The 23,464-nt window shown below is 37.2% G+C and carries 22 protein-coding genes, 2 tRNA genes and 2 pseudogenes; 11 read left to right on the forward strand and 15 right to left on the reverse strand.

What is annotated here, in order from left to right; translation table 11 throughout:
- Positions 1-82: 82 nt before the first annotated feature.
- Complete coding sequence (locus tag CN326_RS00510; protein WP_098305125.1) at positions 83-331, reverse strand: hypothetical protein; 249 nt, start codon at positions 329-331, stop codon at positions 83-85.
- 303 nt (positions 332-634) lie between these two features.
- Here CN326_RS00510 and CN326_RS00515 point away from each other — a divergent pair, with 303 nt between their 5' ends.
- Positions 635-1,249, forward strand: coding sequence for a PH domain-containing protein (locus tag CN326_RS00515; RefSeq protein WP_098305127.1), 615 nt, complete (start codon positions 635-637; stop codon positions 1,247-1,249).
- Between the two features lie 593 nt (positions 1,250-1,842).
- On the opposite strand, the pseudogene CN326_RS25345 reads toward CN326_RS00515, so the two are convergent.
- The 7 genes and pseudogenes from CN326_RS25345 to CN326_RS00550 form a co-directional block, all read right to left on the reverse strand.
- Positions 1,843-2,637: pseudogene (locus tag CN326_RS25345) on the reverse strand (COG4705 family protein); the annotation flags it as partial.
- A 368-nt stretch (positions 2,638-3,005) separates the two neighbouring features.
- A tRNA-Arg gene (locus tag CN326_RS00525) sits at positions 3,006-3,079 on the reverse strand.
- Between the two features lies 1 nt (position 3,080).
- Positions 3,081-3,154 (reverse strand) — tRNA-Gly (locus CN326_RS00530).
- Between the two features lie 101 nt (positions 3,155-3,255).
- Positions 3,256-3,762, reverse strand: a complete 507-nt coding sequence (locus CN326_RS00535; protein ID WP_098305129.1) for a metallophosphoesterase family protein — start codon at positions 3,760-3,762, stop codon at positions 3,256-3,258.
- 16 nt (positions 3,763-3,778) lie between these two features.
- Positions 3,779-4,390 carry an XTP/dITP diphosphatase gene (locus tag CN326_RS00540; protein ID WP_098305131.1) on the reverse strand — a complete coding sequence of 204 codons (612 nt, stop codon included), beginning with the start codon at positions 4,388-4,390 and terminating at the stop codon, positions 3,779-3,781.
- 10 nt (positions 4,391-4,400) lie between these two features.
- A complete protein-coding gene (gene rph, locus CN326_RS00545) occupies positions 4,401-5,138 on the reverse strand; it encodes a ribonuclease PH (RefSeq protein ID WP_098305133.1) in 738 nt (245 codons plus the stop codon).
- A 125-nt stretch (positions 5,139-5,263) separates the two neighbouring features.
- Complete coding sequence (locus tag CN326_RS00550; RefSeq protein WP_098305135.1) at positions 5,264-6,301, reverse strand: GerMN domain-containing protein; 1,038 nt, start codon at positions 6,299-6,301, stop codon at positions 5,264-5,266.
- Positions 6,302-6,909: 608 nt separating this feature from the next.
- On the opposite strand from CN326_RS00550, the gene nirB reads away from it, so the two are divergent.
- The 5 genes from nirB to CN326_RS00575 are packed head-to-tail and all read left to right on the forward strand — an operon-like array spanning position 6,910 to position 12,284.
- The gene (gene nirB, locus CN326_RS00555) at positions 6,910-9,315 is read left to right on the forward strand and encodes a nitrite reductase large subunit NirB (RefSeq protein WP_098305137.1); all 2,406 of its coding nucleotides are present in this window, start codon (positions 6,910-6,912) and stop codon (positions 9,313-9,315) included.
- A 12-nt stretch (positions 9,316-9,327) separates the two neighbouring features.
- Positions 9,328-9,645 (forward strand): nitrite reductase small subunit NirD, encoded by a 318-nt coding sequence (gene nirD, locus CN326_RS00560; RefSeq protein WP_098305139.1) that lies wholly within the window; start codon positions 9,328-9,330, stop codon positions 9,643-9,645.
- A gap of 59 nt (positions 9,646-9,704) precedes the next feature.
- Positions 9,705-11,129, forward strand: a complete 1,425-nt coding sequence (locus tag CN326_RS00565; RefSeq protein ID WP_098305141.1) for a uroporphyrin-III C-methyltransferase — start codon at positions 9,705-9,707, stop codon at positions 11,127-11,129.
- Positions 11,126-11,857 carry a sirohydrochlorin chelatase gene (locus tag CN326_RS00570; RefSeq protein WP_098305143.1) on the forward strand — a complete coding sequence of 244 codons (732 nt, stop codon included), beginning with the start codon at positions 11,126-11,128 and terminating at the stop codon, positions 11,855-11,857. Before CN326_RS00565 ends, CN326_RS00570 begins: the two co-directional genes overlap by 4 nt.
- Positions 11,829-12,284 carry a precorrin-2 dehydrogenase gene (locus CN326_RS00575; RefSeq protein WP_098305145.1) on the forward strand — a complete coding sequence of 152 codons (456 nt, stop codon included), beginning with the start codon at positions 11,829-11,831 and terminating at the stop codon, positions 12,282-12,284. The genes CN326_RS00570 and CN326_RS00575 overlap by 29 nt, the downstream gene beginning before the upstream one ends.
- Before the next feature lie 208 nt (positions 12,285-12,492).
- Here the strand turns inward: CN326_RS00575 and racE are convergent, their stop codons facing one another.
- Together racE and gerE are read right to left on the reverse strand one after the other, a co-directional pair.
- Positions 12,493-13,347, reverse strand: coding sequence for a glutamate racemase (gene racE, locus CN326_RS00580; protein WP_098305485.1), 855 nt, complete (start codon positions 13,345-13,347; stop codon positions 12,493-12,495).
- 289 nt (positions 13,348-13,636) lie between these two features.
- Positions 13,637-13,861, reverse strand: a complete 225-nt coding sequence (gene gerE / locus CN326_RS00585) for a spore germination transcription factor GerE (protein ID WP_020060005.1) — start codon at positions 13,859-13,861, stop codon at positions 13,637-13,639.
- Between the two features lie 297 nt (positions 13,862-14,158).
- Between gerE and CN326_RS00590 the strand changes: the two genes are divergently transcribed.
- The 3 genes from CN326_RS00590 (at position 14,159) to CN326_RS00600 (ending at position 17,418) form a co-directional block, all read left to right on the forward strand.
- Positions 14,159-15,982, forward strand: a complete 1,824-nt coding sequence (locus CN326_RS00590) for an APC family permease (RefSeq protein WP_098305147.1) — start codon at positions 14,159-14,161, stop codon at positions 15,980-15,982.
- 336 nt (positions 15,983-16,318) lie between these two features.
- Complete coding sequence (locus tag CN326_RS00595) at positions 16,319-16,507, forward strand: PspC domain-containing protein (RefSeq protein ID WP_098305149.1); 189 nt, start codon at positions 16,319-16,321, stop codon at positions 16,505-16,507.
- A 275-nt stretch (positions 16,508-16,782) separates the two neighbouring features.
- Positions 16,783-17,418, forward strand: a complete 636-nt coding sequence (locus CN326_RS00600) for an NAD(P)-dependent oxidoreductase (RefSeq protein ID WP_098305151.1) — start codon at positions 16,783-16,785, stop codon at positions 17,416-17,418.
- Between the two features lie 43 nt (positions 17,419-17,461).
- On the opposite strand, the gene CN326_RS00605 is transcribed toward CN326_RS00600, so the two are convergent.
- Positions 17,462-17,893, reverse strand: a complete 432-nt coding sequence (locus CN326_RS00605; RefSeq protein WP_098305153.1) for an Rrf2 family transcriptional regulator — start codon at positions 17,891-17,893, stop codon at positions 17,462-17,464.
- Positions 17,894-18,084: 191 nt separating this feature from the next.
- On the opposite strand from CN326_RS00605, the gene CN326_RS00610 reads away from it, so the two are divergent.
- Positions 18,085-18,900 (forward strand): 5'-nucleotidase, lipoprotein e(P4) family, encoded by an 816-nt coding sequence (locus tag CN326_RS00610; RefSeq protein WP_098305155.1) that lies wholly within the window; start codon positions 18,085-18,087, stop codon positions 18,898-18,900.
- Between the two features lie 21 nt (positions 18,901-18,921).
- Here the strand turns inward: CN326_RS00610 and motB are convergent.
- A pseudogene (gene motB, locus CN326_RS00615) lies at positions 18,922-19,095 on the reverse strand (flagellar motor protein MotB); the annotation flags it as partial.
- Positions 19,096-19,473: 378 nt separating this feature from the next.
- On the opposite strand from motB, the gene CN326_RS00620 reads away from it, so the two are divergent.
- Positions 19,474-20,256, forward strand: coding sequence for a M15 family metallopeptidase (locus CN326_RS00620; protein WP_098305487.1), 783 nt, complete (start codon positions 19,474-19,476; stop codon positions 20,254-20,256).
- 17 nt (positions 20,257-20,273) lie between these two features.
- Here CN326_RS00620 and CN326_RS00625 read toward each other — a convergent pair whose 3' ends face one another.
- From CN326_RS00625 to sdhA, 3 genes are all read right to left on the reverse strand, one after another.
- On the reverse strand, positions 20,274-20,726 hold the full coding sequence (locus CN326_RS00625) for an acyl-CoA thioesterase (protein ID WP_098305157.1): 453 nt from the start codon (positions 20,724-20,726) through the stop codon (positions 20,274-20,276).
- Positions 20,727-20,913: 187 nt separating this feature from the next.
- Positions 20,914-21,675, reverse strand: a complete 762-nt coding sequence (gene sdhB / locus CN326_RS00630; protein WP_098305159.1) for a succinate dehydrogenase iron-sulfur subunit — start codon at positions 21,673-21,675, stop codon at positions 20,914-20,916.
- Complete coding sequence (gene sdhA / locus CN326_RS00635; RefSeq protein ID WP_098305161.1) at positions 21,668-23,461, reverse strand: succinate dehydrogenase flavoprotein subunit; 1,794 nt, start codon at positions 23,459-23,461, stop codon at positions 21,668-21,670. Before sdhA ends, sdhB begins: the two co-directional genes overlap by 8 nt.
- Positions 23,462-23,464 lie beyond the last annotated feature (3 nt).

Consider the following 23,464-nt stretch of genomic DNA (forward strand, 5'->3'; position numbering starts at 1 on the left):
AAATACGAAAATAGAACTTTTATAGCACATGAGGATTCTACGAGAGAAAATAAAAAACTCTCAGCTACCGGCGCGAAGAGTTTTAATGGAAAGCTTTTATAATAGTAGGATATACAAAGAGGGTTATCATTTGAAGAACAATAATTGTCATCACGATAATGCTAAAAAAGAAAATAGACTTACTACGTTTCATTAATACTATAATAATCATTATCGTACTGATGATTAAACACATAAAAAATACACTTATGCTTGAACTTAATAATCCAATTGGAAACATAAATAATAAAACAACACTACAAATTCCAATAATACCAAGTAACCATTCCATCCCTTATCCCCTTAAATCTTTATTTATGCAATTAATTGTTTTATCACATTAATCATATTCATCAATTTATCATAGGCAACAACTCCAAAAGCAATTGATAAGGCTGTTATAGCTAAACCTTTCACTATTTCTTCCCCTCACTTCGTCTATGTTGCCTTTATTATAAAATTTTTAGAAATAGTTACCATCGAATTTTCTTACATATACCTTACAGAATTGTAAGATTCCTCAAAAAAACACTTCTCTCATGTTATAATAAACTCGAAATGATTCAGAAATTTCAAAACGAAAGGGCGATATACAATGTTTAAAAAAGTAGCAGCTGATATGCTTGGTTTAAGTGATATTGGGTCCGTTATTACCCCTGCTGATTACGATAAAGTAGATGCTGATGATTATGTCATGCATGAAGAAAACGAAAAAATTTATTTTTTAATCAAATCAAAAACAGATGAGTATTGCTTTACAAATACAGCTCTTATTCATGTTGACGGAACAAGTGCGGTAAGTAAGAAACGTACACTTCGCCGTTATAATTACAACACTCATAAAATTTCTAACGTTCTACTTGAAACAGCAGGGACAGTAGACTTAGATATTGAGATTAAATTTAATATGGGCGGAGAGCATTACTCCATCGACATACATAAAAAACATATTGAAGAAGTAAAAGATTTATATAAGGCACTTCTGAAGATCGCAGAAATCACTTACGAAAATGATATCGCAACGCAATACGCACATAAGAGCCTAGAAATGGCATCTTCTACATTAGGCAACGTAAGAAATGCCGAAGTAGATCTAGCAGCACAATTTAAAGAAATTAATCAAATTGCGTTCAATTGGCTTGTTGATACAAAAAAACAATATAATGTAAAAGATTTTGGCTTTGTATTTGAGAAGTTTATTAACAATTAACCTAAACTAATTTTGCTTTTAATTCTTTTTCTAATAACTATAGTTTTTCTTTAAAATTCATTGAAAACATAAAAAACTGCACCCCAATTGTTAGTTGTGTCTAACAATTGGGATGCAGTTCAAATTTGCGATTCCTAAAATTTTTATTTATTCGCTCCGTTTATGACACTAAGCGAATTGTTAAGTGCAGATTTGCACTTGTTGACATCAGGGTTTGATGAACGAACGGCTGCTAATACACTGTCAATAGTTCCATCAATTTTAGTCCATGTTGTGCCATCTATTTTTCTAAGTTTAGGCTCCGCTGCGTCCCATTCATGTTCCAAATCGTCAGCCCCTTTTTTCGCCGTAGTAAAATCATTTGAGTTTACATGGTTTAGCATATCACTTTCAATTTTAACAAAATCCGTTAATTGTCCAGCTAATGTAGTTTGTGCAGAGCCGGCTTGCGGCGCTATATTATTACTGCGCCAAACATAACCGCCTATGCCAACAACTAAGAAAATGCACAGTACCACAATGGTTTGTGTCAAAACATTTTTCTTGTTTCCATTCGCTTGGTTTGTTTCTGCTGTATCACTTTTTGCCTTTGTATCAACTTTTGTAACAGCAAGAAAAATGATTATCGCTAAAATAGCTATAAGAAAAATTACACTAGTAACTGTTGTCCCCAAACCTAACCCGCCATTATTTTTTGGTTGAGATAGGTAATCCCCTAATGATGCTCCGAGTGGACGAGTAAGAATATACGCAATCCAAAACGCTAATACTCCATCAAGTTTCAAAAATTTCCATGCTAAAAATACACAACCAATTATAATAATGACTATTATTCCTGTGTAAAGATAACCAAGACCGAGTTGTTCGGAATATAAGTCTCCGACTGCTGTTCCAAGTGCAAATGTGAAAAGAATGGTAAGCCAATAGAAAACTTCTCTTTTTCTTGTATAAACCGAGTGTATCGAGAGTGTTTTTTCACTGAGATACCAAAAAAGAAAAGTTAAACCTAGCAGCACGGAGAAAACTACCGTACTAACCTCAAGAGGTACTCCCATATTGTCTGTCAAATTATCAGTTACCAACGTTCCAAATACGCTTATAAGAACAACAGTGAGCCAATAAATGCCTGGAACATATTTAGTTGCTCTGAATTGAAGGTACAATACAACGAAAAATGCTATTCCCATAATTATGGTAGTGAGAGTTAAACCAAATCCAAGGTTGAAATTTAAGAAATCAGCAAATGTTTCACCGACAGTTGTACATAAAATTTTGATGATCCAGAAGAAGATCGTGACTTCTGGAACCTTACTCAACATCTGCCGGCCTAGTGACGGGGCGGCAGCGACTTCATCAGAAACGGAAAATTTTTTTGCCAATGAACTCATCTCCTTTTTATTGTATTTAAGCCGATAATCAATGTCTCAAACCATTTCATGATTCTCGTTTATTCATTTGATGGCTATTATAAGATCTAGTCCCAACTTTAATATCTTTTAATGAAATTCGTCTGAAAATCAAATTAAATCTAAATGAGAAATTTATTAAAAATTACTGTAGCATCATGAAAAAGGAAAGCATTCTTCATAACAAGTTCTCTTCTAAAGGACAAAAGTTAAAAAACAAATAAAATAACAATTATTAACACTAAAAAAAGCATCNNGATGCTTTTTTTAGTGTTAAATAGCACAATTACTATTTCTTATTTAAACCAAACAAAAAACCTTGTCATCAAAAGATAACAAGGTTTTTTTAGCGTCCCAGGAGAGATTCGAACTCCCGACCGACGGCTTAGAAGGCCGTTGCTCTATCCTGCTGAGCTACTGGGACATGGAGCGGGTGAAGAGAATCGAACTCTCGACCAGAGCTTGGAAGGCTCTTGTTTTACCACTAAACTACACCCGCATGATATGAAATTTTTGCTAATGTCTCATCGACAGTTTTTATTATATTATTATCAATAATCAAAGTCAACATTTTTTTAAAATAGGGTGAAGAAAAGTTTTTCACCCTATTTTAAACGTTTTTTCCGCTACAGTTGCACCATCTAATGTAAGAAAACGAATATCTATTTCGCTTTCTTGTATTTCGAGTAAAGCAAATGTTTTTTCTCTTCGCGAGCGCGGCAAGAGAATACTTCCTGGATTGATAAACAATATATCATCTATGATTTCTACTCCCAATATATGCGAATGACCGAAGCAAACAATATTTGCCTCAGCTTCTTTCGCACGATATAAAAGTGTTTGCAGCGTCATTTTAATATTGTATAAATGGCCATGCGTTACAAGAAAACGTGTGCTTTGCACATCTGTGATGATGTCATTTGGAAAATCACCAACAAAATCACAATTTCCTTTCACCACATGAAACCCTTCTAGTTCAGAATGATGAGATGTTAATTCAGAATCACCGCAATGAATCATCACATCTACGTTTCCCTCATACCGCTCTTTTAATTGCTTTAGCTCTTTCACAGAACCGTGACTATCGCTCACAATTAACGCCTTCATCGGTTTCGCTCCCTTATTATTCTTCTCCTAAAAACCATACTGGAATTTTTTCTTCTAATTTACGAAGAGCACGCCCGCGATGACTAATTTTATTTTTCTCATCGGATGACAATTCTGCCATTGCGCTTTTGTATTCTTCTACATAAAAGATTGGATCATAACCAAAGCCATTTTCCCCGCGCTGTTGTTCTAAAATCTTCCCTTCACACGTTCCGTTTACAATCAATGGTTTTTTATCTTCTTGTGGAAACGCAACGGCTAATGCGCAATAAAAACGCGCTGTCCGTTTCTCCATTGAAATATCCTTTAATTCTTCTAGAACCTTTTGAATGTTAGCTTGATCATCCTTTTCCTCTCCTGCATAACGAGCCGAACGAACCCCTGGTTTCCCCTGCAAGGCATCTACAATTAAACCTGAATCATCTGCAATGACAATTTCATCTAGCTGTTTACACAGATGTTCCGCTTTTAAAATGGCATTCTCTTCAAACGTTTCACCAGTTTCTTCTACTTCTTCAATATGAGGAAAATCATAAAGTGATTTTACTTCTAAATCAAACTTTTCAAATAGCTCCGCAAATTCACGTACTTTCCCAGCATTCTTTGTCGCTACTACAACTTGTTTCATATTTTTACCTCTATTCCATATGAGTTACAATATCGCCTAACGCTTCTTTTTGCATTTCAATAAGCTGTAAAATTCCATATTCTGCTGCATCAAGCAATTCATTCAATTCACCGCGGCTAAATGTCGCTTCTTCTCCTGTACCTTGCACTTCAACAAAATGCCCTTTGCCTGTCATAATGACATTCATATCGACATTTGCCTTAGAATCTTCTGCATAATTTAAATCTAACACAACACCATGTTCATCAACGATTCCAACAGACGTTGCTGCCAAGTAATCCTTCACTGGAATTTTTGATACTTTTCCTGCTGTTACAAGCTTCTCAAACGCTAATACCATCGCAACATACGCACCGGTAATAGAAGCAGTTCTCGTTCCACCATCAGCTTGAATGACATCACAGTCAATCCAAACCGTCTTTTCACCGAGCGCTTCTAAATCAACCACAGCACGTAATGCTCGTCCTATTAAACGTTGAATTTCCATTGTGCGCCCTGTTACTTTTCCTTTACTCGATTCACGAATGGTACGCTGTTCTGTTGCACGAGGAAGCATGGAATACTCAGCTGTAACCCATCCCTTTCCTTCGCCCCTCATAAACGGCGGAACCCTTTCTTCAATCGTTGCTGTACAAATAACTTTCGTATCACCAACTTCAATCAATACTGATCCTTCTGGATGTTTTAAATAATTCGTATGAATATGTACACGGCGCAAATCTGATGCTTGTCTACCATCTACTCGCATAAAAATAACCCCCTTATAACTGCTACATGTTAGTATAGCCAATTTAAAAATTATGTTATGTATGACAATAAAAGAAGGGGAGTTCCCCTTCTTTTCATAAATTAAGTATATCAAATTATTTCTGTTTAAAAACTACCTGTGTTCACGTTTTGCGGACGAGCGACTGGTTTTATTAATTTATCACCTTTCTCTGTAACAAGATTCGCTTTTCCATTCACTTGAATTAACACATTTTCTACTCCTTGTTTTTCCGTTAAAGTTAATACAAGAGACTGGAGTACATAGTCAGAAATCATACTTTTACCTTTATTCCCATAAATATTTTCATTAAAGTTTAGCGTCACCGTTCCTTTTTCAAGTTTCGGCTCATTGATTAGCTTCACATCTGGATTAAAGTCGTATGTTAACGCCGATTGATGCGCTGGTCCTTTTACAAGTTCATTTACAATTGTCGCGACTTCATTTTCTTTTCCTTCTGCAACGCGGCGCGTTACTGGTACATAATAATTTTGTTTATTATTTTGCGCCAAGAAATACAACGTAACTGGTTTTGTGTTTGTAATATCAGCCACTTGCTCATCATCAAAGTTAATGCCATTTGCCCGGCTTAATCCATTACCAATCGGCGTACCAGCAACAGGCATCTTCGCTAAATCTTGCCCATTCATACGAAACTTCACATTCTTCACTTCTTTAAACTGCGTTAATGTCCAAGTAACTGCTTCTACAATACGGCGTTCTTCTTCTTTTTTATAATTTTTCAGTTCTTTAGAAAAATCAACAACCGCTGTCCCGTTTTTCACATCAACTGTCATTTCAGTATCTGCGGGAAGTACAGCTTGAAATCCATTTGGCAATAAATTTGTTACTGGTCCATCTTTCACTAAATATTGTAATGATTGCTTAATGACCGCATTATTTTTCGGAGCAGGTAACTGCACCGTTTGCGGCACAACATAACCATTTTTATCTACGAGATATAAATCTTGTTTTATCGTTTCCCCTTGCTTCGCTGTTTCTTTCTTCTCACCGTCTGTATAGGTAACTTTCTTAGGTGGATCAATTTGCTCTGTTTCTTTTTCCTTACCAAACAATCCGCATCCTGCTAATAAAACTGTACTTAATGTAGCACAAACAAGCCATTTGAAAGTCGATTTAGGCATACGCTTTCCTCCTAAAAATCTAAGTTTGTACTACATGTATACGAGCTCAACTTTCACTTTAGAACAAGCGATGACAACTTATCTCTTCTAAAAAATACCTGCGCAAAGTTTTATATCATGGTCAAAAACTTACTCCTTACCTCTATTGGAATATTTTCAGTCTCTTTACTAACGTCTCCGTATTATTCTTTCGCGATAAAGTGAAACTTCCATCAGTGGGGCTTTATCCCTCACTGATGGTTAGTTGTACCAATCGGGCTTTTACGGGCAGTTCCCCCACCTATCTTCTTTGCTTCTCTCTGAATCTTGAGGTGGGGGTCTCACTGCCCGTTAATGCGGGATAAAGTGAAATTTTCATTAGTTGAGGCTTCATCCCCCATCCATCTTTTTTAGTTTCTCTGAATCTTGAAGTGTGGTCTTACTACCTACAACTAGTAAGATAAAATTATCAAATGTAAAAGGAGATTACAGCAAATTATGTGCAAATTTGAACAATTTATGAATCCTCCAAAACTGTGATAAATATCACATCTCCTTATTTTCTAAAACTTTTATAATACAAGTATCAAAGTTTGTTAAATATTTCACATATAAGAAGGGACATGAATATGAAAACACGTTTAGTCATGATTGGGAATGGTATGGCTGGAATACGCTGCATCGAAGAAATTTTAAAACAAAACAATACGTTATACGACATTACCATTTTTGGAGATGAACCGCACCCGAACTACAATCGTATTATGCTCTCCCACGTCCTACAAGGAAAAACAAATATGCAAGATATCATTATGAACGAATACAGTTGGTACGAAGAAAATGATATTACGTTGTATACAAATGAAAAAGTACTTCATATTGATCGGGAAGAACAAGTCATTGTTACAGAAAAGAATCGTCTTGTTATGTACGACAAGCTCATTATCGCAACAGGCTCCAGTGCTTTTATCTTACCTGTGGAAGGTTCAAATCTCCCTGGTGTAACAGGATTTCGCACAATCGAAGATACACAATTTATGATGGATACGGCTAAGCAATATAAAAAAGCAGTTGTCATTGGCGGCGGATTACTTGGTTTAGAAGCCGCACGAGGGCTTATTGATTTAGGAATGGACGTGCATGTTGTTCATTTAATGCCACACTTAATGGAGCAACAACTTGATGCTAAGGCAGCTTCATTACTGCGTGAAGACTTAGAATCACAAGGTATGAAGTTCCTTATGGAAAAGAAAACGGTAAAAATTCTTGGTACAGACCACGTTGAGGGCATTCAATTTGCAGATGGCGATATTGTAAATTGTGATTTAATCGTCATGGCTGTTGGAATACGCCCAAATACACAGTTAGCAAAAGACGTTGGTTTACTTGTGAACCGCGGCATTATAGTCAATGACTATATGCAAACAAATGACCAATTCATCTATGCGGTTGGTGAATGTGCAGAGCATAAAGGGATTGCCTACGGTCTTGTTGCACCGCTCTATGAGCAAAGTGCTGTATTAGCAAAACAGATTACAAATACACAAACAGATGGATATACAGGCAGCATCGTCGGTACACAACTGAAAGTTGCGGGATGCGATTTATTCTCCGCTGGTCAAATTTATGAAGATGAGGTAACAAAAGCAATCTCCATATTTGACGAATGTACACGTTCCTATAAAAAAGTACTAATCCGAGACAATAAAGTTGTTGGTGTTGTTTTATATGGTGATACAGCTGACGGCACACGCCTCTTCAGCATGTTAAAAAAAGAAGAAGATATACAAGAATATACATCAGCTTCTCTTCTTCACAAAGCTGGTGAAGATAGCGGGCTTGATATTGCAAGTATGAGTGCTGATGAAACTGTTTGCGGATGCAACGGTGTCACAAAAGGAGCCATTGTTCACGCTATTTTAGAACAAGACCTAACGACATTTGAAGAAGTAAAAGGATGCACAAAAGCTGCAGGATCCTGCGGTAAATGTCGCCCAGTTGTTGAACAAATTCTATCTCATACACTTGGAGATAATTTTGATGCTTCTACTCAGGCTGCAGGTATGTGTGGGTGCACAACATTATCTCGCGATGAAGTTGTAGCAGCAATTCATGAGAAAGGTTTAAAATCACCGAAAGAAGTGCGAAACGTCCTTGACTTCGCGCACGAAGAAGGCTGTTCAAAATGCCGGCCTGCATTAAATTATTATTTACGTATGGCCTGCCCAGAAGAGTATGCCGATGATAAAGCATCCCGCTTCGTTAACGAAAGAATGAATGGAAATATTCAACATGACGGAACATTTTCTGTTATTCCACGTATGTACGGCGGCGTTACAACAGCAGATGATTTAATGAAAATTGCAGAAGTTGCGAAGAAGTACGACGTTCCACTCGTGAAAATAACAGGCGCAAGCCGCATCGGTTTATATGGGGTTAAAAAAGAAGATTTACCAAAAGTGTGGGCCGACCTTGGTATGAACTCTGGCTATGCCTACTCGAAGTCCCTTCGCAATGTAAAATCCTGCGTTGGATCTCGTTTCTGCCGCTTCGGTACAAAAGATTCATTAGGACTTGGCATGTTACTTGAACAGTCATTAGAAATGGTAGATACACCACATAAAATGAAAATGGGTGTAACAGGTTGCCCGCGTAACTGTGCGGAAGCATTAACGAAAGACTTCGGTGTCGTTTGTGTTGAAAATGGCTTCCAACTTTATATCGGTGGTAATGGCGGTACAGAAGTGCGTGAAGCTGATTTTGTAATGATTGTCCCTTCGGAGGAAGATGTACTTCGCATTGCCACAGCTTACGTACAATACTATCGTGAAACTGGTATTTACGGCGAACGTACAGCTCCTTGGGTAGAGCGAATGGGCTTACACCACATAAAAGAAGTACTGCAAGATGAAAATATGGTCGCTATGCTATATGAACGTTTCCAAAAAGCACGTAGCACATATGAAGAGGCTTGGGGACAAGCACTAGAAACGCAATCATTAAAAACGATGTATGAAGTAGAGATTGTAAAGTAAGGAGCGATTCGTATGTTACAAACGAAAGAAAAAATAAAAATCATGCATGCTGTAGATCTTCCCGTACAAATTGGTAAGGAAGTGCGAATAAAGGATATGTCTATTGCTTTATTCCGCCTTGCAAACGGCGACATTCGTGCTGTAGAAAATCGGTGCCCTCATAAAAATGGACCTTTAGCGGAAGGAATTGTTTCTGGTGAATTTGTCTTTTGTCCACTGCACGATTGGAAAATTTCATTACTAACAGGTGAAGTACAAAAACCTGATGATGGTTGCATTCAAACGTATGAAGTACAAGTTATTGATGGCGATATTTATATATACATGTAGCTTATATAAGGAAGCCTCTTCTCGGCTTCCTTTCCAGTAAAAACAGATGAGGTGTAGAGATGAACGGATACGTATATTTAGTCGGTGCAGGACCTGGTGATGAAGGGCTTATTACAAAAAAAGCGATGGAGTGTTTACAAAAAGCAGATATTGTTTTATATGACCGCTTATTGAATCAAAATTTACTGCGCTATACGAAGTCAACATGTGAGCTTGTCTATTGCGGAAAAATGCCAACAAATCATATTATGCGCCAAGAAATGATTAACGCTCATTTACTTCAATCTGCCAAAGAAGGTAAGACCGTTGTTCGCTTAAAAGGCGGAGATCCCTCTATCTTTGGCAGAGTTGGTGAAGAAGCAGCCGCTTTAGCAGCAGAAAACATTCCATATGAGATTGTACCAGGTATTACATCTAGCATCGCCGCTAGCGCGTATGCCGGCATCCCTCTCACCCATCGCGATTACAGTAATAGTGTGACATTACTAACTGGTCATACAAAGGGACCGATTCAGGATCATGTAAACTACAACTCACTCTTAAATAGTGATACTGTTGCCTTTTACATGGGCATTAAAAATTTACCAATCATTTGTGAAAACTTATTACAAACAGGAAAGAAAAAAAATACACCAGTAGCAGTCATTGAATGGGGTACAACAGGAAGACAGCGAGTCGTTACAGGTACTCTATCCACAATTGTTGACAGAGTCAAAAAAGAACACATTTCAAATCCTTCCATGACAATTGTTGGAGATGTCGTATCCTTGCGAAAACAAATTGCTTGGAAAGAACATAAGCCACTACACGGAAAAAAAGTTTTGCTCGCCTCTTCATCAAATAAAATAAGTAAAGCAGAGCAAAAGTTACAAGAAGCCGGAGCAGAGACATATCAGATTCCAACTTTCAAAAAACAAGAATACACATTAACACAGGAACAACTCCGTGAAATATTTGACGCTAAACGTCTTGTTTTTTGTTCAGCCGAAAGCGTAGCAATTTTGTTGCAATCATGTGCACAACATCGTAAAGATGTTCGTTCCTTGCAGGGGGAACTGCAGTATATGAATAGCGGCACTCAAGAGGCACTTATGCAATATGGACTCTTCGGTGAACCAGCAAAATTTTCTACAGAATCAACTGTGTATTTAGGGCGAAACATCAATCGAATTGCCGTTATTCAAGAAAAAACTGGCCCCGGTTCTTATATAATGACACATGAATATAAAATAGATCATCGTTTTGATGAAATTCATACACGTATGCTCTCTGAATTTACATGGGATAGCATTGTATTTGAAGGACGCGCCGCAATTGATACATTTATAGCAGAAGCTAAACGCCTTGGTTTCACGCATATTTTCAATTTACCATTCTCGTATACAGATGAACTCACTTTGCAGTATGCAAATAAAGTCGGATTACAGAACATTGATTATGAATTACAAGCTATTTTTAATGAGAAAGAAGTGGCGGCACAATGAAAGGGATTGTTTATATCGGGCACGGTAGCCGATTACAAGAAGGAAATGAACAATTCATTCACTTTGTCCAGTCCGTTATAAAGGAGCGGAGTGAAAATATCCAAAAAATTGGCTTTCTTGAACTCACAACACCAACTGTCCAGGATGCGATTACAGAAGCGGTTCTAGACGGGGCAACTGAAGTTTTACTTGTCCCTGTTTTATTATTTGCAGCTGCTCATTATAAACGTGACATTCCTTTTGAAATTGAGCAAATACAAAAGCGCTATCCGCATATTACATTTTCAGTTGTCCCACCTTTTAGTACACACCCGTTCATGATTGAACTTGTAATCAAAAGAATACAGGAAGCCATGCACACACAAGGTAGCGAAATTCTACTCGTCGGCCGAGGTAGTAGTGATCCTCAGCCTATACATGAATTGCAGCAAATCGGAGCAGCAGTTGAGCGAAAAATCGGCATGCCCGTTTCCTGCTCTTTTTTAACAAAAGGAGCACCTTCTTTTACCGAAGAACTCAATGGCATAGCATCATCAGCTCAACATGTATATGTCATGCCATACCTTCTCTTTACTGGATTACTACTTCGGAAAATTGAGCGCCATGCACACACATATACGAACGTTACAACATGCAACTGCCTTCAATTTGATCCCTATATGAAGTCCGCATTATTAGAACGAATGGAGGAATATATACATGTGCAACCTATATCCTCTTATATTTAATCTACAAGGTAAAATCGTTGTCATCATCGGCGGTGGCAAAATCGCATACCGAAAAGCGGTTGGATTAAAGGATACAGGAGCCATTGTCACTGTTGTGAGTCCAGACATTTGTGAGGAAATGGAGAAGCTCTCCTATATTACATGGAAACAAAAAGCATTTACAGAGGAAGATATAAAAGATGCTCATCTCATTTATGCTGCAACAAATCATCACGATGTAAATATGATGGTCAAACAAGCAGCACATGATTTTCAGTGGGTTAATATCGTAAGTGATGGTACGCAATCATCTTTTCACACACCCGCAATTATTCGAAATAACGAGTATATTGTAAGTATATCTACTTCAGGTAAAGATCCAGCATTTGCAAAACAAATCAAACAAAAACTAACAGCTGTTCTTTCACAACTTATAAAGTTCAACTAATCAGACTCTTACGAGCAGTAACTTTCATTCACCCTTGAACTACACTACAACCCAAATAATGAACTTTCCCTCAAAGTGGCTACTATTCGGGGTACAATTCAGTAAAACCAAAGACCATCCTTTCATTTTCAGATACACACTGAATAAGGATGGTCTTTTTGTCTTTTTATATTATTCTCTTAATTTGATAGCTATGAAAACAGCCTCTTTATAAAATGATATGCTTCACATTCTCAATTGGTTGCCCAAACCATTTGGAAGCAATTTCTTTAAACACATCAATTTCTCCTGTTGTTAAAAAAAGATGATCACTTTGCTCTTCTCTGTCATGCAGCATCTTACTATGATATAAAATGGTGCTCACTTCACGAGCTGTTTCATCACCTGAACTAATCAATTGCACAAAATCACCCATGACCCGTTTAATAACTGGCCCTAAAATTGGATAATGCGTACATCCTAAAATCAGCGTATCGATTTCAGTTTGCTTCAATGGTTGTAGCGTTTCTCTTACCACTTCATACGTCATTTCACTCTCAAAATTCCCGCTTTCTACAAGCTCAACGAACGGTGGGCAAGCTAAACTCTCTACTAATACGCGGTTGTTAATTGATTTTAGTGCCTCTTCATACGCACCACTTTTCACTGTTCCAATCGTACCTATTACACCAACATGGTACGTATTTGTCATTTTAAGTGCAGTGCGCGCACCGGGGTGGATTACCCCTACCACTGGGATAGACAATTTTTTTTGCATTTCTTCAAGTACAACTGCTGTCGCAGTATTACAAGCAATGACAAGCATTTTAATATCCTGCGCCAATAAATACTCTGTCATTTCCCATGTGAATTGTCTCACTTCTTCACGCGATCGCGGACCGTACGGGCAACGTGCTGTATCTCCTAAATATATAATTCGCTCTTTCGGTAATTGCCGAATTAACTCTTTCGCTACTGTTAATCCACCAACACCTGAATCAATTACACCAATCGCTCTATTCAAAACAATCGCCCCGTTTTCTCTTTCATCATCTAAGCGTACATTCCCAAATCGTGCACTCATCATCAGTACAACATACATAGACTAATAGAAGGTTCACTTCATCCCATTCTAACAGGCAGTAAAACTTCCAATTCAAGATTCCGAGAAATCAAAGAAGGGAGGAAGAAGATAACTGCCCATAAGAGCCCGATTGGTAAGAGCTTTCCATCAGTTTGGAAATAAAGATCCCCCACTGATAGAAGCTTCACTTTATGTACATGTTAGACCTTTTTATTCTCCTCCTTTTTCTAGTAATTTGCAAGATACAAAAATAACCGGCTTTTCCTTATATAAAAGCCGGCTTCATCCCTTATAATTCAAGCTCTCCCATACGAAGGAGCTCAACAACCGCTTGTGAACGTCCCTTAACCCCTAGCTTTTGCATTGCATTTGATATATGGTTACGTACGGTTTTTTCACTAATAAAAAGTTCACTTGCAATTTCTTTTGTTGTTTTATCTTGAACAAGTAACTCAAACACTTCTCTTTCTCTTTTTGTGAGCAACGGTTTGGATTGATATTCTTTTTCCTTCAATTGGTATAACCCTCCTTGCTTAAGCCAGAGCTGTATATGTGTAAGTTGGGTGTTTATTTAGTCATGATATTGTATGAATAGAGGTAAGTGGTGGTGAATAAAAACAAAGAGAAATTCCATATTTTAATTATAAAAAAGTTGTTTGTATTTCATTTTTATTCTTCTCTGTTTTATACAATGTCCCATTAAATAAAAACTCCCCATTTATTACCTCTTTCCTTACTAAATATTTGGCTACAAGACGCTCATACTACATAGTATCTATTCATGGAAATTTTGCATATTGGTGGTGTAAATATGTTTTCTACAGTCAAAAGATTTTTAATTGGGAGACCGTTAAAATCAACAGCATTAGGAGAGCAGAAGTTAAATAAATTAAAAGCGCTGGCTATCCTGTCTTCTGATGCGCTTTCCTCAGTTGCATATGGAACAGAACAAATATTAATTGTTCTTGTAACAATTGGAGCAGTTGCATTTTGGTACTCCATTCCTATCGCTGTCGGTGTTTTAGTTCTATTGGCAGCACTTATTTTATCATACCGACAGATTATCTATTCTTACCCACACGGGGGCGGAGCTTATGTAGTTTCTAAAAGAAATCTAGGCGTAAATGCAGGCCTCATCGCCGGTGGGTCATTGTTGGTAGATTATATCCTTACCGTAGCAGTAAGTGTATCAGCAGGAACAGATGCCATTACATCTGCGTTTCCGACTTTACATCGGTACACCATTCCTATCGCTGTTATACTCGTTATTCTTATTACAATTCTCAATCTTAGAGGGGTAACGGAATCTGCCTCTGTATTAGCTTATCCTGTCTATCTCTTTGTGCTAGCGCTCGTTATTTTAATTATTGTTGGGATGTTTAAAATTACATCTGGACAAGCACCGGCCACTTTGCACACACCTATTGGTACGGCAGTACCTGGAATTACATTATTCTTCTTATTAAAGGCATTCTCATCCGGGTGTTCTGCATTAACGGGTGTTGAAGCAATTTCCAACGCCATTCCAAACTTTAAAGAACCCGCTGCTAAAAATGCTGCCAATACATTAGTCATGATGGGAGCGATTCTTGCCGTTTTATTCACTGGCATTACCTTTTTAGCATATTGGTACGGCATTGCTCCTAAACATACTGAAACTGTTGTTTCTCAAATCGCTTCCAATGTATTTGGAAGAAACTTTGTTTACTACTTTATTCAAGGAGCAACTGCTCTTATTTTAGTGTTAGCTGCCAATACCGGATTCTCAGCATTTCCATTGTTAGCTTACAACTTAGCATCAGATAAATATATGCCTCGCATGTATTTGATGCGTGGTGATCGCTTAGGGTATTCAAACGGTATTATCACACTCAGTTTTGCTTCCGTTATTTTAATTATTACGTTTCATGGGAAAACCGAACATTTAATTCCATTGTATGCAGTGGGTGTATTTCTCCCTTTCACCTTGTCACAAACAGGTATGATTATAAAATGGATTCGGGAAAAACCAGAAGGGTGGTTACCAAAATTACTCACTAACTTATTAGGAGCACTCATTTCCTTAACCGTACTGCTCATTTTCTTTGTTACAAAATTTATGCAAGTTTGGGCCATTTTCATATTTTTACCCATTATTGTATTTACCTTCCATCGTATTTATAAACATTATGACGCGGTAGGTGAACAACTACGTATAAACCCTAATGAATCACCTCAAAAAATCGAGGGCAACGTCGTCATCGTACCTATTGCTGGAATTACAAAGGTAGTGGAACAATCGCTCAATTACGCTGAATCTATTGGAGATACTGTCATCGCTGTTTACGTGGCCTTCGACAAAGAAAGCGAGATTAAAATGCAGGAGAAATGGAAGGCGTGGCAACCCAATATTCGTCTTGTTACAGTGGTTTCTTCTTACCGAAGCTTAATGAGACCCATAAAAAAATTAGTAACTACAATTCAAGATAAAGCAAACGAGGAACATTATGCAGTTACCGTTCTCATCCCACAATTTATTACGAAAAAAAATTGGCATAACTTTTTGCATAACCAATCGAGTGTTTTACTAAGGATATATCTTTTGTACAAAAAGAATGTTATTGTTTCAACTGTCCCGTATCGATTTAAAAAATAAAGATGCTTTATCCTTATAGAAAACCAAAAGCAATGATTAAAAATAGATCATTGCTTTTGGTTTATTATTTTCCCATGCAAACATACAAAATAAGAAAAAACAGTAACCATATAAAGCGAATCTTCCATCAGTTCTCCATCACCTATCTTCCTTACCCCTCTCTGAATCTTGAGGTAGTGGTCTTACTGCCTACAAGTAGCGGGATAAAACTGTAATCTTCCCCTAAAAACCATAATATAATTCGATAGCCCCTACTTTTTCCATATAGGATAAAAACATAAAACATTCACTTCTACATAAAAAAATGATGAATAATGAAAAGGAGAGGATTTCATTATGGATAAAAAACTATGCAAATCTTCAACAGATAAAGTGTTTATCGGTGTTTGTGGTGGCTTAGGAGAATATTTCGGTGTGGACACAAATATGATCCGTATTCTGTGGCTGATCGCAATCTTATTTTTCGGAACAGGCTTTTTAGCTTATTTCATTCTTATGTTGCTTATGCCACAATCTCATGAATAAAGTGACCGGTATCTTTTATGTATTTTAAGGTGAATCTTTCATTGTTAAATGTAGAACTGCTATTTCATTCCTATTCTTATAAAACGAAAGAAAACAGCATAATTATCTTTTCCGCAAGTTGCTTTTTACTCAATATAAAAGCAACTTGTTTTTATGTTGACAAAGAATAATAGTTGTAACTATAATAGTTACATAAAGTTGTAACCAAATTAATTACAACTAAATTAAAAATAAATGCATTTTTATATAAAACAAAGTGGAAAAGGAGAATGATTATGAAACTTGCAGTAGTAGGCGCAACTGGTAACATCGGAAAGCAAATTATTGAAGAAGCTTTAACACGTGGACACGAGGTAACAGCGATTGTTCGCGATGCATCTCGCGTAGAAACAGCACATGAAAATTTACATGTTGTAACAGGTGATATTTTCAATGCAGACAGTATTGCAAAAGAAGCAGTAAATCACGATATTTTAATTAGCGCATTTGGCCCTAAACATGGTGAAGATGAGAAACTTGTAGAAGCAACGCACTCTTTATTAGAAGCAGCAAAACAAGCTGGTGTTTCTCGTCTTGTAGCTGTTGGAGGCGCAGGCAGCTTAGAAGTAGCGCCTGGTTTACAAGTTGTTGATACACCAGACTTCCCAGCAGAGTGGAAACCAATCGCATTAGCACACCGCGATGCTCTAGAAGTATATAAACAATCCGATTTCAACTGGACGAATTTAAGTCCTGCTGCGATGATTGAACCTGGTGAGCGTACAGGCAAATATGTCACAGGAACAGATCAACTATTAACAGACGAAAACGGTGAGAGCCGAATTACAATTCCAAACTACTCTGTTGCTTTATTAGACGAAGTAGAAAACCCACAATTTTCTCGTCAACGTTTTACAGTACGTAACGCATAATGAAAAAGAACCTAGCCTTCCATCAATACAAGGCTAGGTTCTTTTATTGTTGTATCTTCTCTTCTAAATTTGTAACGAGCTGTTTTACCTTTACATTTGCAAGGACATTTTCCATCGCGTCTTGCGCTTGCAACAATATAATTTCTAACACAGTTTGAATATTAGCTCCAACTGGGCATTCCACATTTGGATTATCGTGAAAAGAAAATAAATGCCCTTCTTCTACAACTTCAACCGCTTTATATACATCAAGTAACGTAACTTCATTTAAATCACGAGCTAAGGAAGTACCACCTTTTCCAGCTTGTACATCAACTAATCCCGCTTTTTTTAACATTCCTGTAATTCGGCGAATAACGACTGGGTTTGTATTGACACTGCCAGCAATCCATTCAGATGTACATCGAGATTTTTTATCGACTTCTAGCAATGTTAACATATGAACAGCTACTGTAAAACGACTACTAATCCCCACTTGTATCCCCCTCCTTTATGTTCATTCTCTCTCATCTATTTAAAAATAACGTATCCTTTATTATATACTATTTTCCTTCATCATATAAAGTAAAAAACATTATACATACTATGTATAGACTCATAATTGTAACAGAAAAATATATTGGAAGTCCCTTGAAAATATTCACATACACACCTAGGAGGATACGTATGCAAAACAAACGAAAGTTTGCAACTCTACTATCTGTTGCATTATTATCAACATCCTTGACAACTTACGAGGTTACAGCAAAAAAAGCAACAGTCAAACTAACAGATCAACAAATAATGGCCAATTTATGGTATCAAACAGCTGGTGAAGCAAAAGCATTATACCATCAAGGCTACAACATCGGCACACTTAAGCTAGATGCTGCTCTTGCAAAAGGGACAAGCAAGAAACCAGCTGTTGTACTAGACTTAGACGAAACCGTTTTAGATAATAGTCCATACCAAGCAATGACAATAAAAACAGGAAAAGGCTATCCTTATAAATGGGATGAATGGGTTAATCAAGCAGATGCAGCAGCTCTTCCTGGTGCACTTGATTTCTTAAAATATGCAGAATCAAAAGGTGTAGACATTTATTACATTTCAAATCGTAAAACAAATCAACTAGATGCAACCGTTAAAAATTTAGAACGCATTGGTGCCCCGCAAGCAAAGACAGAGCATATTTTACTACAAGAACCGAAAGAACAAGGAAAAGAAAAGCGTAGAGAACTCGTTTCAACAACGCATGATATCGTCTTATTATTTGGTGACAATTTATCAGATTTCAGTGGATTTGATGCAAAATCTGTACAAGATCGTAATAAAGCAGTAGAAGAAACGAAAGACCAATTTGGCGAGAAATTCATTATTTTCCCAAATCCAATGTACGGCGATTGGGAAGGCGCTTTATATAACTATGACTTAAAAAAATCAGATGCAGAAAAAGATAAAATTCGCAGGGACAACTTGAAATTATTCGAAGTAAAAGAATAAGGGACGGCACTACGCCACCCTTTATTTTTTATCTTTTATAAGAGGTAAAATAAATAATTCTACTCGTCTATTTTTCACTCTTCCTTCCGGTATATCATTCGGTGCGACAGGACGATATTCTCCGTAGCCAATTGCACTAAATTTTTCCGGAAGCAGTTGTTTATTTTGGAGCAATACTTGCATAAAATTAACAGCGCATTAAGTGCAGCTTCTTTCAAAAACATTTCTAATACAACGGCAACTATCCCAAGGATAATTCCAATGATTGATGCCAAATTCATCGTTGTTCCCTCCTAGATTATTCGATACAATAAGAAGCTACATATCATAACATAATCGTTACATCTATCTATATATATTATACATGAAATAGAATTCATAAAAAGTTGCAATGTGTCATTTTAAACAAAATCATGAAGAAATCGACTTTTTTTTACAAATTTTTTTCAATTTTGTTACATGAGGGCTCCTTTATTCCTTTTTATATACGATAGACTTATAATATAAAAAGATAATAAAGTACAAGTATTTTAGAAAGGAATAAATCGGTTAAAAATTATGAAAAAAACAATTATGAAAAGAACAATCTTAATTTCAATTATGATTCTCATTGTTATTTCTTTAATAAATTTTGGTTCCAAAGCTTTTACAGGAAATATACATAATCAAGCAGAAGCAGTTGAAACAAATCAGCATGCTGAACATCCAAAAGAGAAGATTCCTCCATTCCCAAAAGCAAGCGCAACAGCTAAAAAAACCGATGATCAATATTCACTTGTAACTAACACTGATTCATTACTCGTTTTAGTAAACAAACATCGCAAACTCCCAGATTCCTACACACCACGCGATTTAACAAAACCAAATGTTCCATTTCTCAGTCTGGAAGATAAGGAAAAAACATTACTCCGCAAACCGGCAGCGGATGCCCTAGAAGAAATGTTTAAAGCAGCAAAACAGCAAGGGATTGAACTTACTGCAGTATCTGGATTTCGTTCTTACAAACGACAACAGTCATTGCATAATACGTATGTAAAGCGTCAAGGAAAAAAAGCTGCTGATGCATTAAGCGCCATTCCAGGGACAAGCGAACATCAAACTGGACTTGCCATGGATATTAGCTCTAAATCAGCAAAATTTCAATTGGAGCCGATATTTGGAGAAACACCTGAAGGAAAGTGGGTAGCAGAGCATGCTCACGAATTCGGATTTATCATTCGTTATCCAGAAGATAAAACAGACATTACAGAATATGATTATGAACCATGGCATCTTCGTTTTGTCGGCAACCCGCAGGCTACATATTTATATGAACATCATCTGACATTAGAAGAAGCAATGGGAGACAAAAAATAAGAGGGCGACGCGCCCTCTTATTTTTTGTCTAATAACCGTTGTTTCCATTCCGCTGGCCAAGGTACTCCTTTCCCTGTTTTTTTAGAAGCTTGCACCAGTGCGCCTCGCCCCATCAAACAAATCTCTCCTGCTTCGTTCCTTACCATATAATGCAAATCCAAAGAAGAATTTCCGACGTTCTCAGCTTTTACATACACTTTTAAGTTCTCATCAAAGAACACTTGTTTCAAAAAATTACATTGTAAATCCGCCACTACAATCATTGTTTCCGATGCTTCATGTACCCACTCTTGCATAAAGCCAAGCTCTTTAAAAAACTCAATACGAGCTTCTTCAAAATAAGTAAACGCAACACCGTTATTCATATGTCCAAACATATCTGTTTCACTAAAACGAACCTTTATAGGGATGTAAAATGAAAATGTACTTTCCCATTGCTCAAAGTGTTCAATATAATGAATCTTCTTCATAATTATTCATCTCCTTTAAAATTTCTCTCATTTTATATTATTTGATTTTTCTGAATTAAAAACCTATAAAATTACGATCTATTAAGGTAAGAATAAGTATACTCAGATGTAAACATATAATTAAGTAACTTAAATAAGAATGATATAAATATTGCCTCTTCAAACTGAAGAGGCAATATAGATTAGATTAATAGTTATTGTCACTACCAAAGAAATCTTTAAATGATTGAATCGTTGTATCACGGTTTAAAGCCGCAATCGATGTCGTTAATGGAATTCCTTTTGGACAAGATTGTACACAGTTTTGTGAGTTACCGCAGTTTGCAAGTCCTCCATCACCCATGATTGCACGTAAACGGTCCGCTTTATGCATTTCACCTGTTGGATGTGCATTAAATAAACGTGCTTGTGAAAGCGGTGCTGGACCGATAAAATCAGATTTGCTATTTACGTTTGGACATGATTCTAAACATACACCACAAGTCATACATTTTGATAATTCATATGCCCACTGACGCTTTTTCTCTGGCATTCTTGGCCCTGGACCTAAGTCATACGTACCATCAATCGGAATCCATGCTTTAACGCGCTTTAACGCATTAAACATACGGCTGCGATCCACTTGCAGGTCGCGAACAACCGGGAATGTTTTCATCGGTTTTAAGCGAATTGGTTGTTCAAGTTGATCAATAAGCGCTGTACATGATTGACGTGGTTTTCCGTTGATCACCATAGAACATGCTCCGCACACTTCTTCTAAACAGTTCATATCCCAAGCAATAGGTGTTGTATGATTCCCTTTTGCATCAACAGGGTTACGACGAATTTCCATTAATGCCGAAATGATATTCATATTTGGGCGATATGGAATTTCAAATTCTTGATCATACTCCTGTGAGTTCGGACCATCTTGTCTTGTAATAATAAGGCGGATTGTTTTCTCAGACATGTTGCTTATCCCCCTTCTCTTCTTTCTTATCAGCTACTTCATGTTTTGAAGAATAATCACGCTTACGTGGTTTGATTAATGAAATATCAACGTCTGCGTAATGGAATGCTGGTGCATTTCCTTCTCCCTCAAACTTCGCCATTGTTGTTTTTAAGAAGTTCTCATCATCACGATCTGGGAATTCTGGTTTATAATGTGCACCGCGACTTTCATTACGGTTATATGCACCAATTGTAATAACACGAGCTAATTCAAGCATATTTGCCAGCTGACGTGTAAATGAAGCACCTTGGTTACTCCATTTCGCCGTATCGTTAATGTTAATGCGTTTATAACGCTCCATTAACTCTACGATTTTCGCATCTGTTTCTAATAATTTTTTATTTTCACGAACTACTGTTACGTTATCTGTCATCCATTCTCCAAGCTCTTTATGAAGAACATACGCATTTTCATTACCATCTAACGTTAAAATATTATTGAATTTTTCTGTTTCGATTAATTCATTTTGCTCGTATAAAGCAGATGAAACAGCATCTGATGATTTTGAAAGACCTTTCATATATTCAATTGCATTTGGTCCCGCTACCATACCGCCGTAAATCGCTGATAATAATGAGTTAGCACCTAGTCGGTTACCACCGTGCATAGAGTAATCACACTCACCTGCTGCAAACAATCCTGGAATATTTGTCATTTGTTTATAATCAACCCATAGTCCACCCATTGAATAGTGAACAGCAGGGAAGATTTTCATCGGTACTTTACGTGGATCATCACCCATGAATTTTTCATAGATTTCAATAATACCACCTAGTTTTATATCAAGCTCTTTCGGATCTTTATGAGAAAGATCAAGATATACCATGTTTTCACCGTTAATACCAAGCTTTTGCTCAACGCACACATCAAAAATTTCACGCGTTGCAATATCACGAGGTACAAGGTTTCCGTATGCTGGATATTTCTCTTCAAGGAAATACCATGGTTTACCGTCTTTATATGTCCAAACGCGGCCACCTTCACCACGTGCAGATTCACTCATTAGACGTAATTTATCATCACCTGGAATTGCTGTTGGATGAATTTGAATAAACTCACCATTTGCATAATATGCACCTTGCTGATACACAGCAGATGCTGCTGTACCTGTATTAATAATGGAGTTAGTAGATTTTCCAAAGATGATACCAGGGCCCCCTGTTGCCATAATTACAGCATCAGCTGGAAAACTTTTAATCTCCATAGATTGTAAGTCTTGCGCTACGATTCCGCGGCATACGCCTTCGTCATCCACAACAGCGCGTAAGAAATCCCAGCCCTCATATTTCGTAACAAGACCTGCTACTTCATGACGGCGCACTTGCTCATCTAATGCATATAATAATTGTTGTCCTGTTGTCGCACCAGCAAATGCTGTGCGGTGATGCTGTGTTCCACCAAAGCGACGGAAATCTAGTAAACCTTCTTCCGTACGGTTAAACATAACACCCATGCGATCCATTAAATGAATAATACCAGGCGCTGCATCGCACATCGCTTTTACAGGAGGTTGGTTCGCTAAGAAGTCCCCTCCATAAATTGTATCGTCAAAGTGAATCCATGGAGAATCCCCTTCACCTTTTGTATTTACAGCACCGTTAATGCCGCCTTGTGCACATACAGAGTGAGAACGTTTCACCGGTACTAAAGAGAATAGTTCTACATTCACGCCTGCTTCCGCTGCTTTAATCGTTGCCATTAAGCCGGCTAATCCACCGCCAACTACAATAAGTTTCCCTTTCATGCT

This window comes from Bacillus sp. AFS018417 (assembly GCF_002560985.1).
Lineage (GTDB): Bacteria > Bacillota > Bacilli > Bacillales > Bacillaceae_G > Bacillus_A > Bacillus_A rhizoplanae.

Bases quoted from the DNA above. Each gene is read 5' to 3' on its own strand.
- CN326_RS00510 (WP_098305125.1), bottom strand. From the start codon at position 331: ATGGAATGGTTACTTGGTATTATTGGAATTTGTAGTGTTGTTTTATTA.
- CN326_RS00515 (WP_098305127.1), top strand. From the start codon at position 635: ATGTTTAAAAAAGTAGCAGCTGATATGCTTGGTTTAAGTGATATTGGG.
- CN326_RS00535 (WP_098305129.1), bottom strand. From the start codon at position 3,762: ATGAAGGCGTTAATTGTGAGCGATAGTCACGGTTCTGTGAAAGAGCTA.
- CN326_RS00540 (WP_098305131.1), bottom strand. From the start codon at position 4,390: ATGAAACAAGTTGTAGTAGCGACAAAGAATGCTGGGAAAGTACGTGAA.
- rph (WP_098305133.1), bottom strand. From the start codon at position 5,138: ATGCGAGTAGATGGTAGACAAGCATCAGATTTGCGCCGTGTACATATT.
- CN326_RS00550 (WP_098305135.1), bottom strand. From the start codon at position 6,301: ATGCCTAAATCGACTTTCAAATGGCTTGTTTGTGCTACATTAAGTACA.
- nirB (WP_098305137.1), top strand. From the start codon at position 6,910: ATGAAAACACGTTTAGTCATGATTGGGAATGGTATGGCTGGAATACGC.
- nirD (WP_098305139.1), top strand. From the start codon at position 9,328: ATGTTACAAACGAAAGAAAAAATAAAAATCATGCATGCTGTAGATCTT.
- CN326_RS00565 (WP_098305141.1), top strand. From the start codon at position 9,705: ATGAACGGATACGTATATTTAGTCGGTGCAGGACCTGGTGATGAAGGG.
- CN326_RS00570 (WP_098305143.1), top strand. From the start codon at position 11,126: ATGAAAGGGATTGTTTATATCGGGCACGGTAGCCGATTACAAGAAGGA.
- CN326_RS00575 (WP_098305145.1), top strand. From the start codon at position 11,829: ATGTGCAACCTATATCCTCTTATATTTAATCTACAAGGTAAAATCGTT.
- racE (WP_098305485.1), bottom strand. From the start codon at position 13,347: ATGAGTGCACGATTTGGGAATGTACGCTTAGATGATGAAAGAGAAAAC.
- CN326_RS00590 (WP_098305147.1), top strand. From the start codon at position 14,159: ATGTTTTCTACAGTCAAAAGATTTTTAATTGGGAGACCGTTAAAATCA.
- CN326_RS00595 (WP_098305149.1), top strand. From the start codon at position 16,319: ATGGATAAAAAACTATGCAAATCTTCAACAGATAAAGTGTTTATCGGT.
- CN326_RS00600 (WP_098305151.1), top strand. From the start codon at position 16,783: ATGAAACTTGCAGTAGTAGGCGCAACTGGTAACATCGGAAAGCAAATT.
- CN326_RS00610 (WP_098305155.1), top strand. From the start codon at position 18,085: ATGCAAAACAAACGAAAGTTTGCAACTCTACTATCTGTTGCATTATTA.
- CN326_RS00620 (WP_098305487.1), top strand. From the start codon at position 19,474: ATGAAAAGAACAATCTTAATTTCAATTATGATTCTCATTGTTATTTCT.
- CN326_RS00625 (WP_098305157.1), bottom strand. From the start codon at position 20,726: ATGAAGAAGATTCATTATATTGAACACTTTGAGCAATGGGAAAGTACA.
- sdhB (WP_098305159.1), bottom strand. From the start codon at position 21,675: ATGTCTGAGAAAACAATCCGCCTTATTATTACAAGACAAGATGGTCCG.
- sdhA (WP_098305161.1), bottom strand. From the start codon at position 23,461: ATGAAAGGGAAACTTATTGTAGTTGGCGGTGGATTAGCCGGCTTAATG.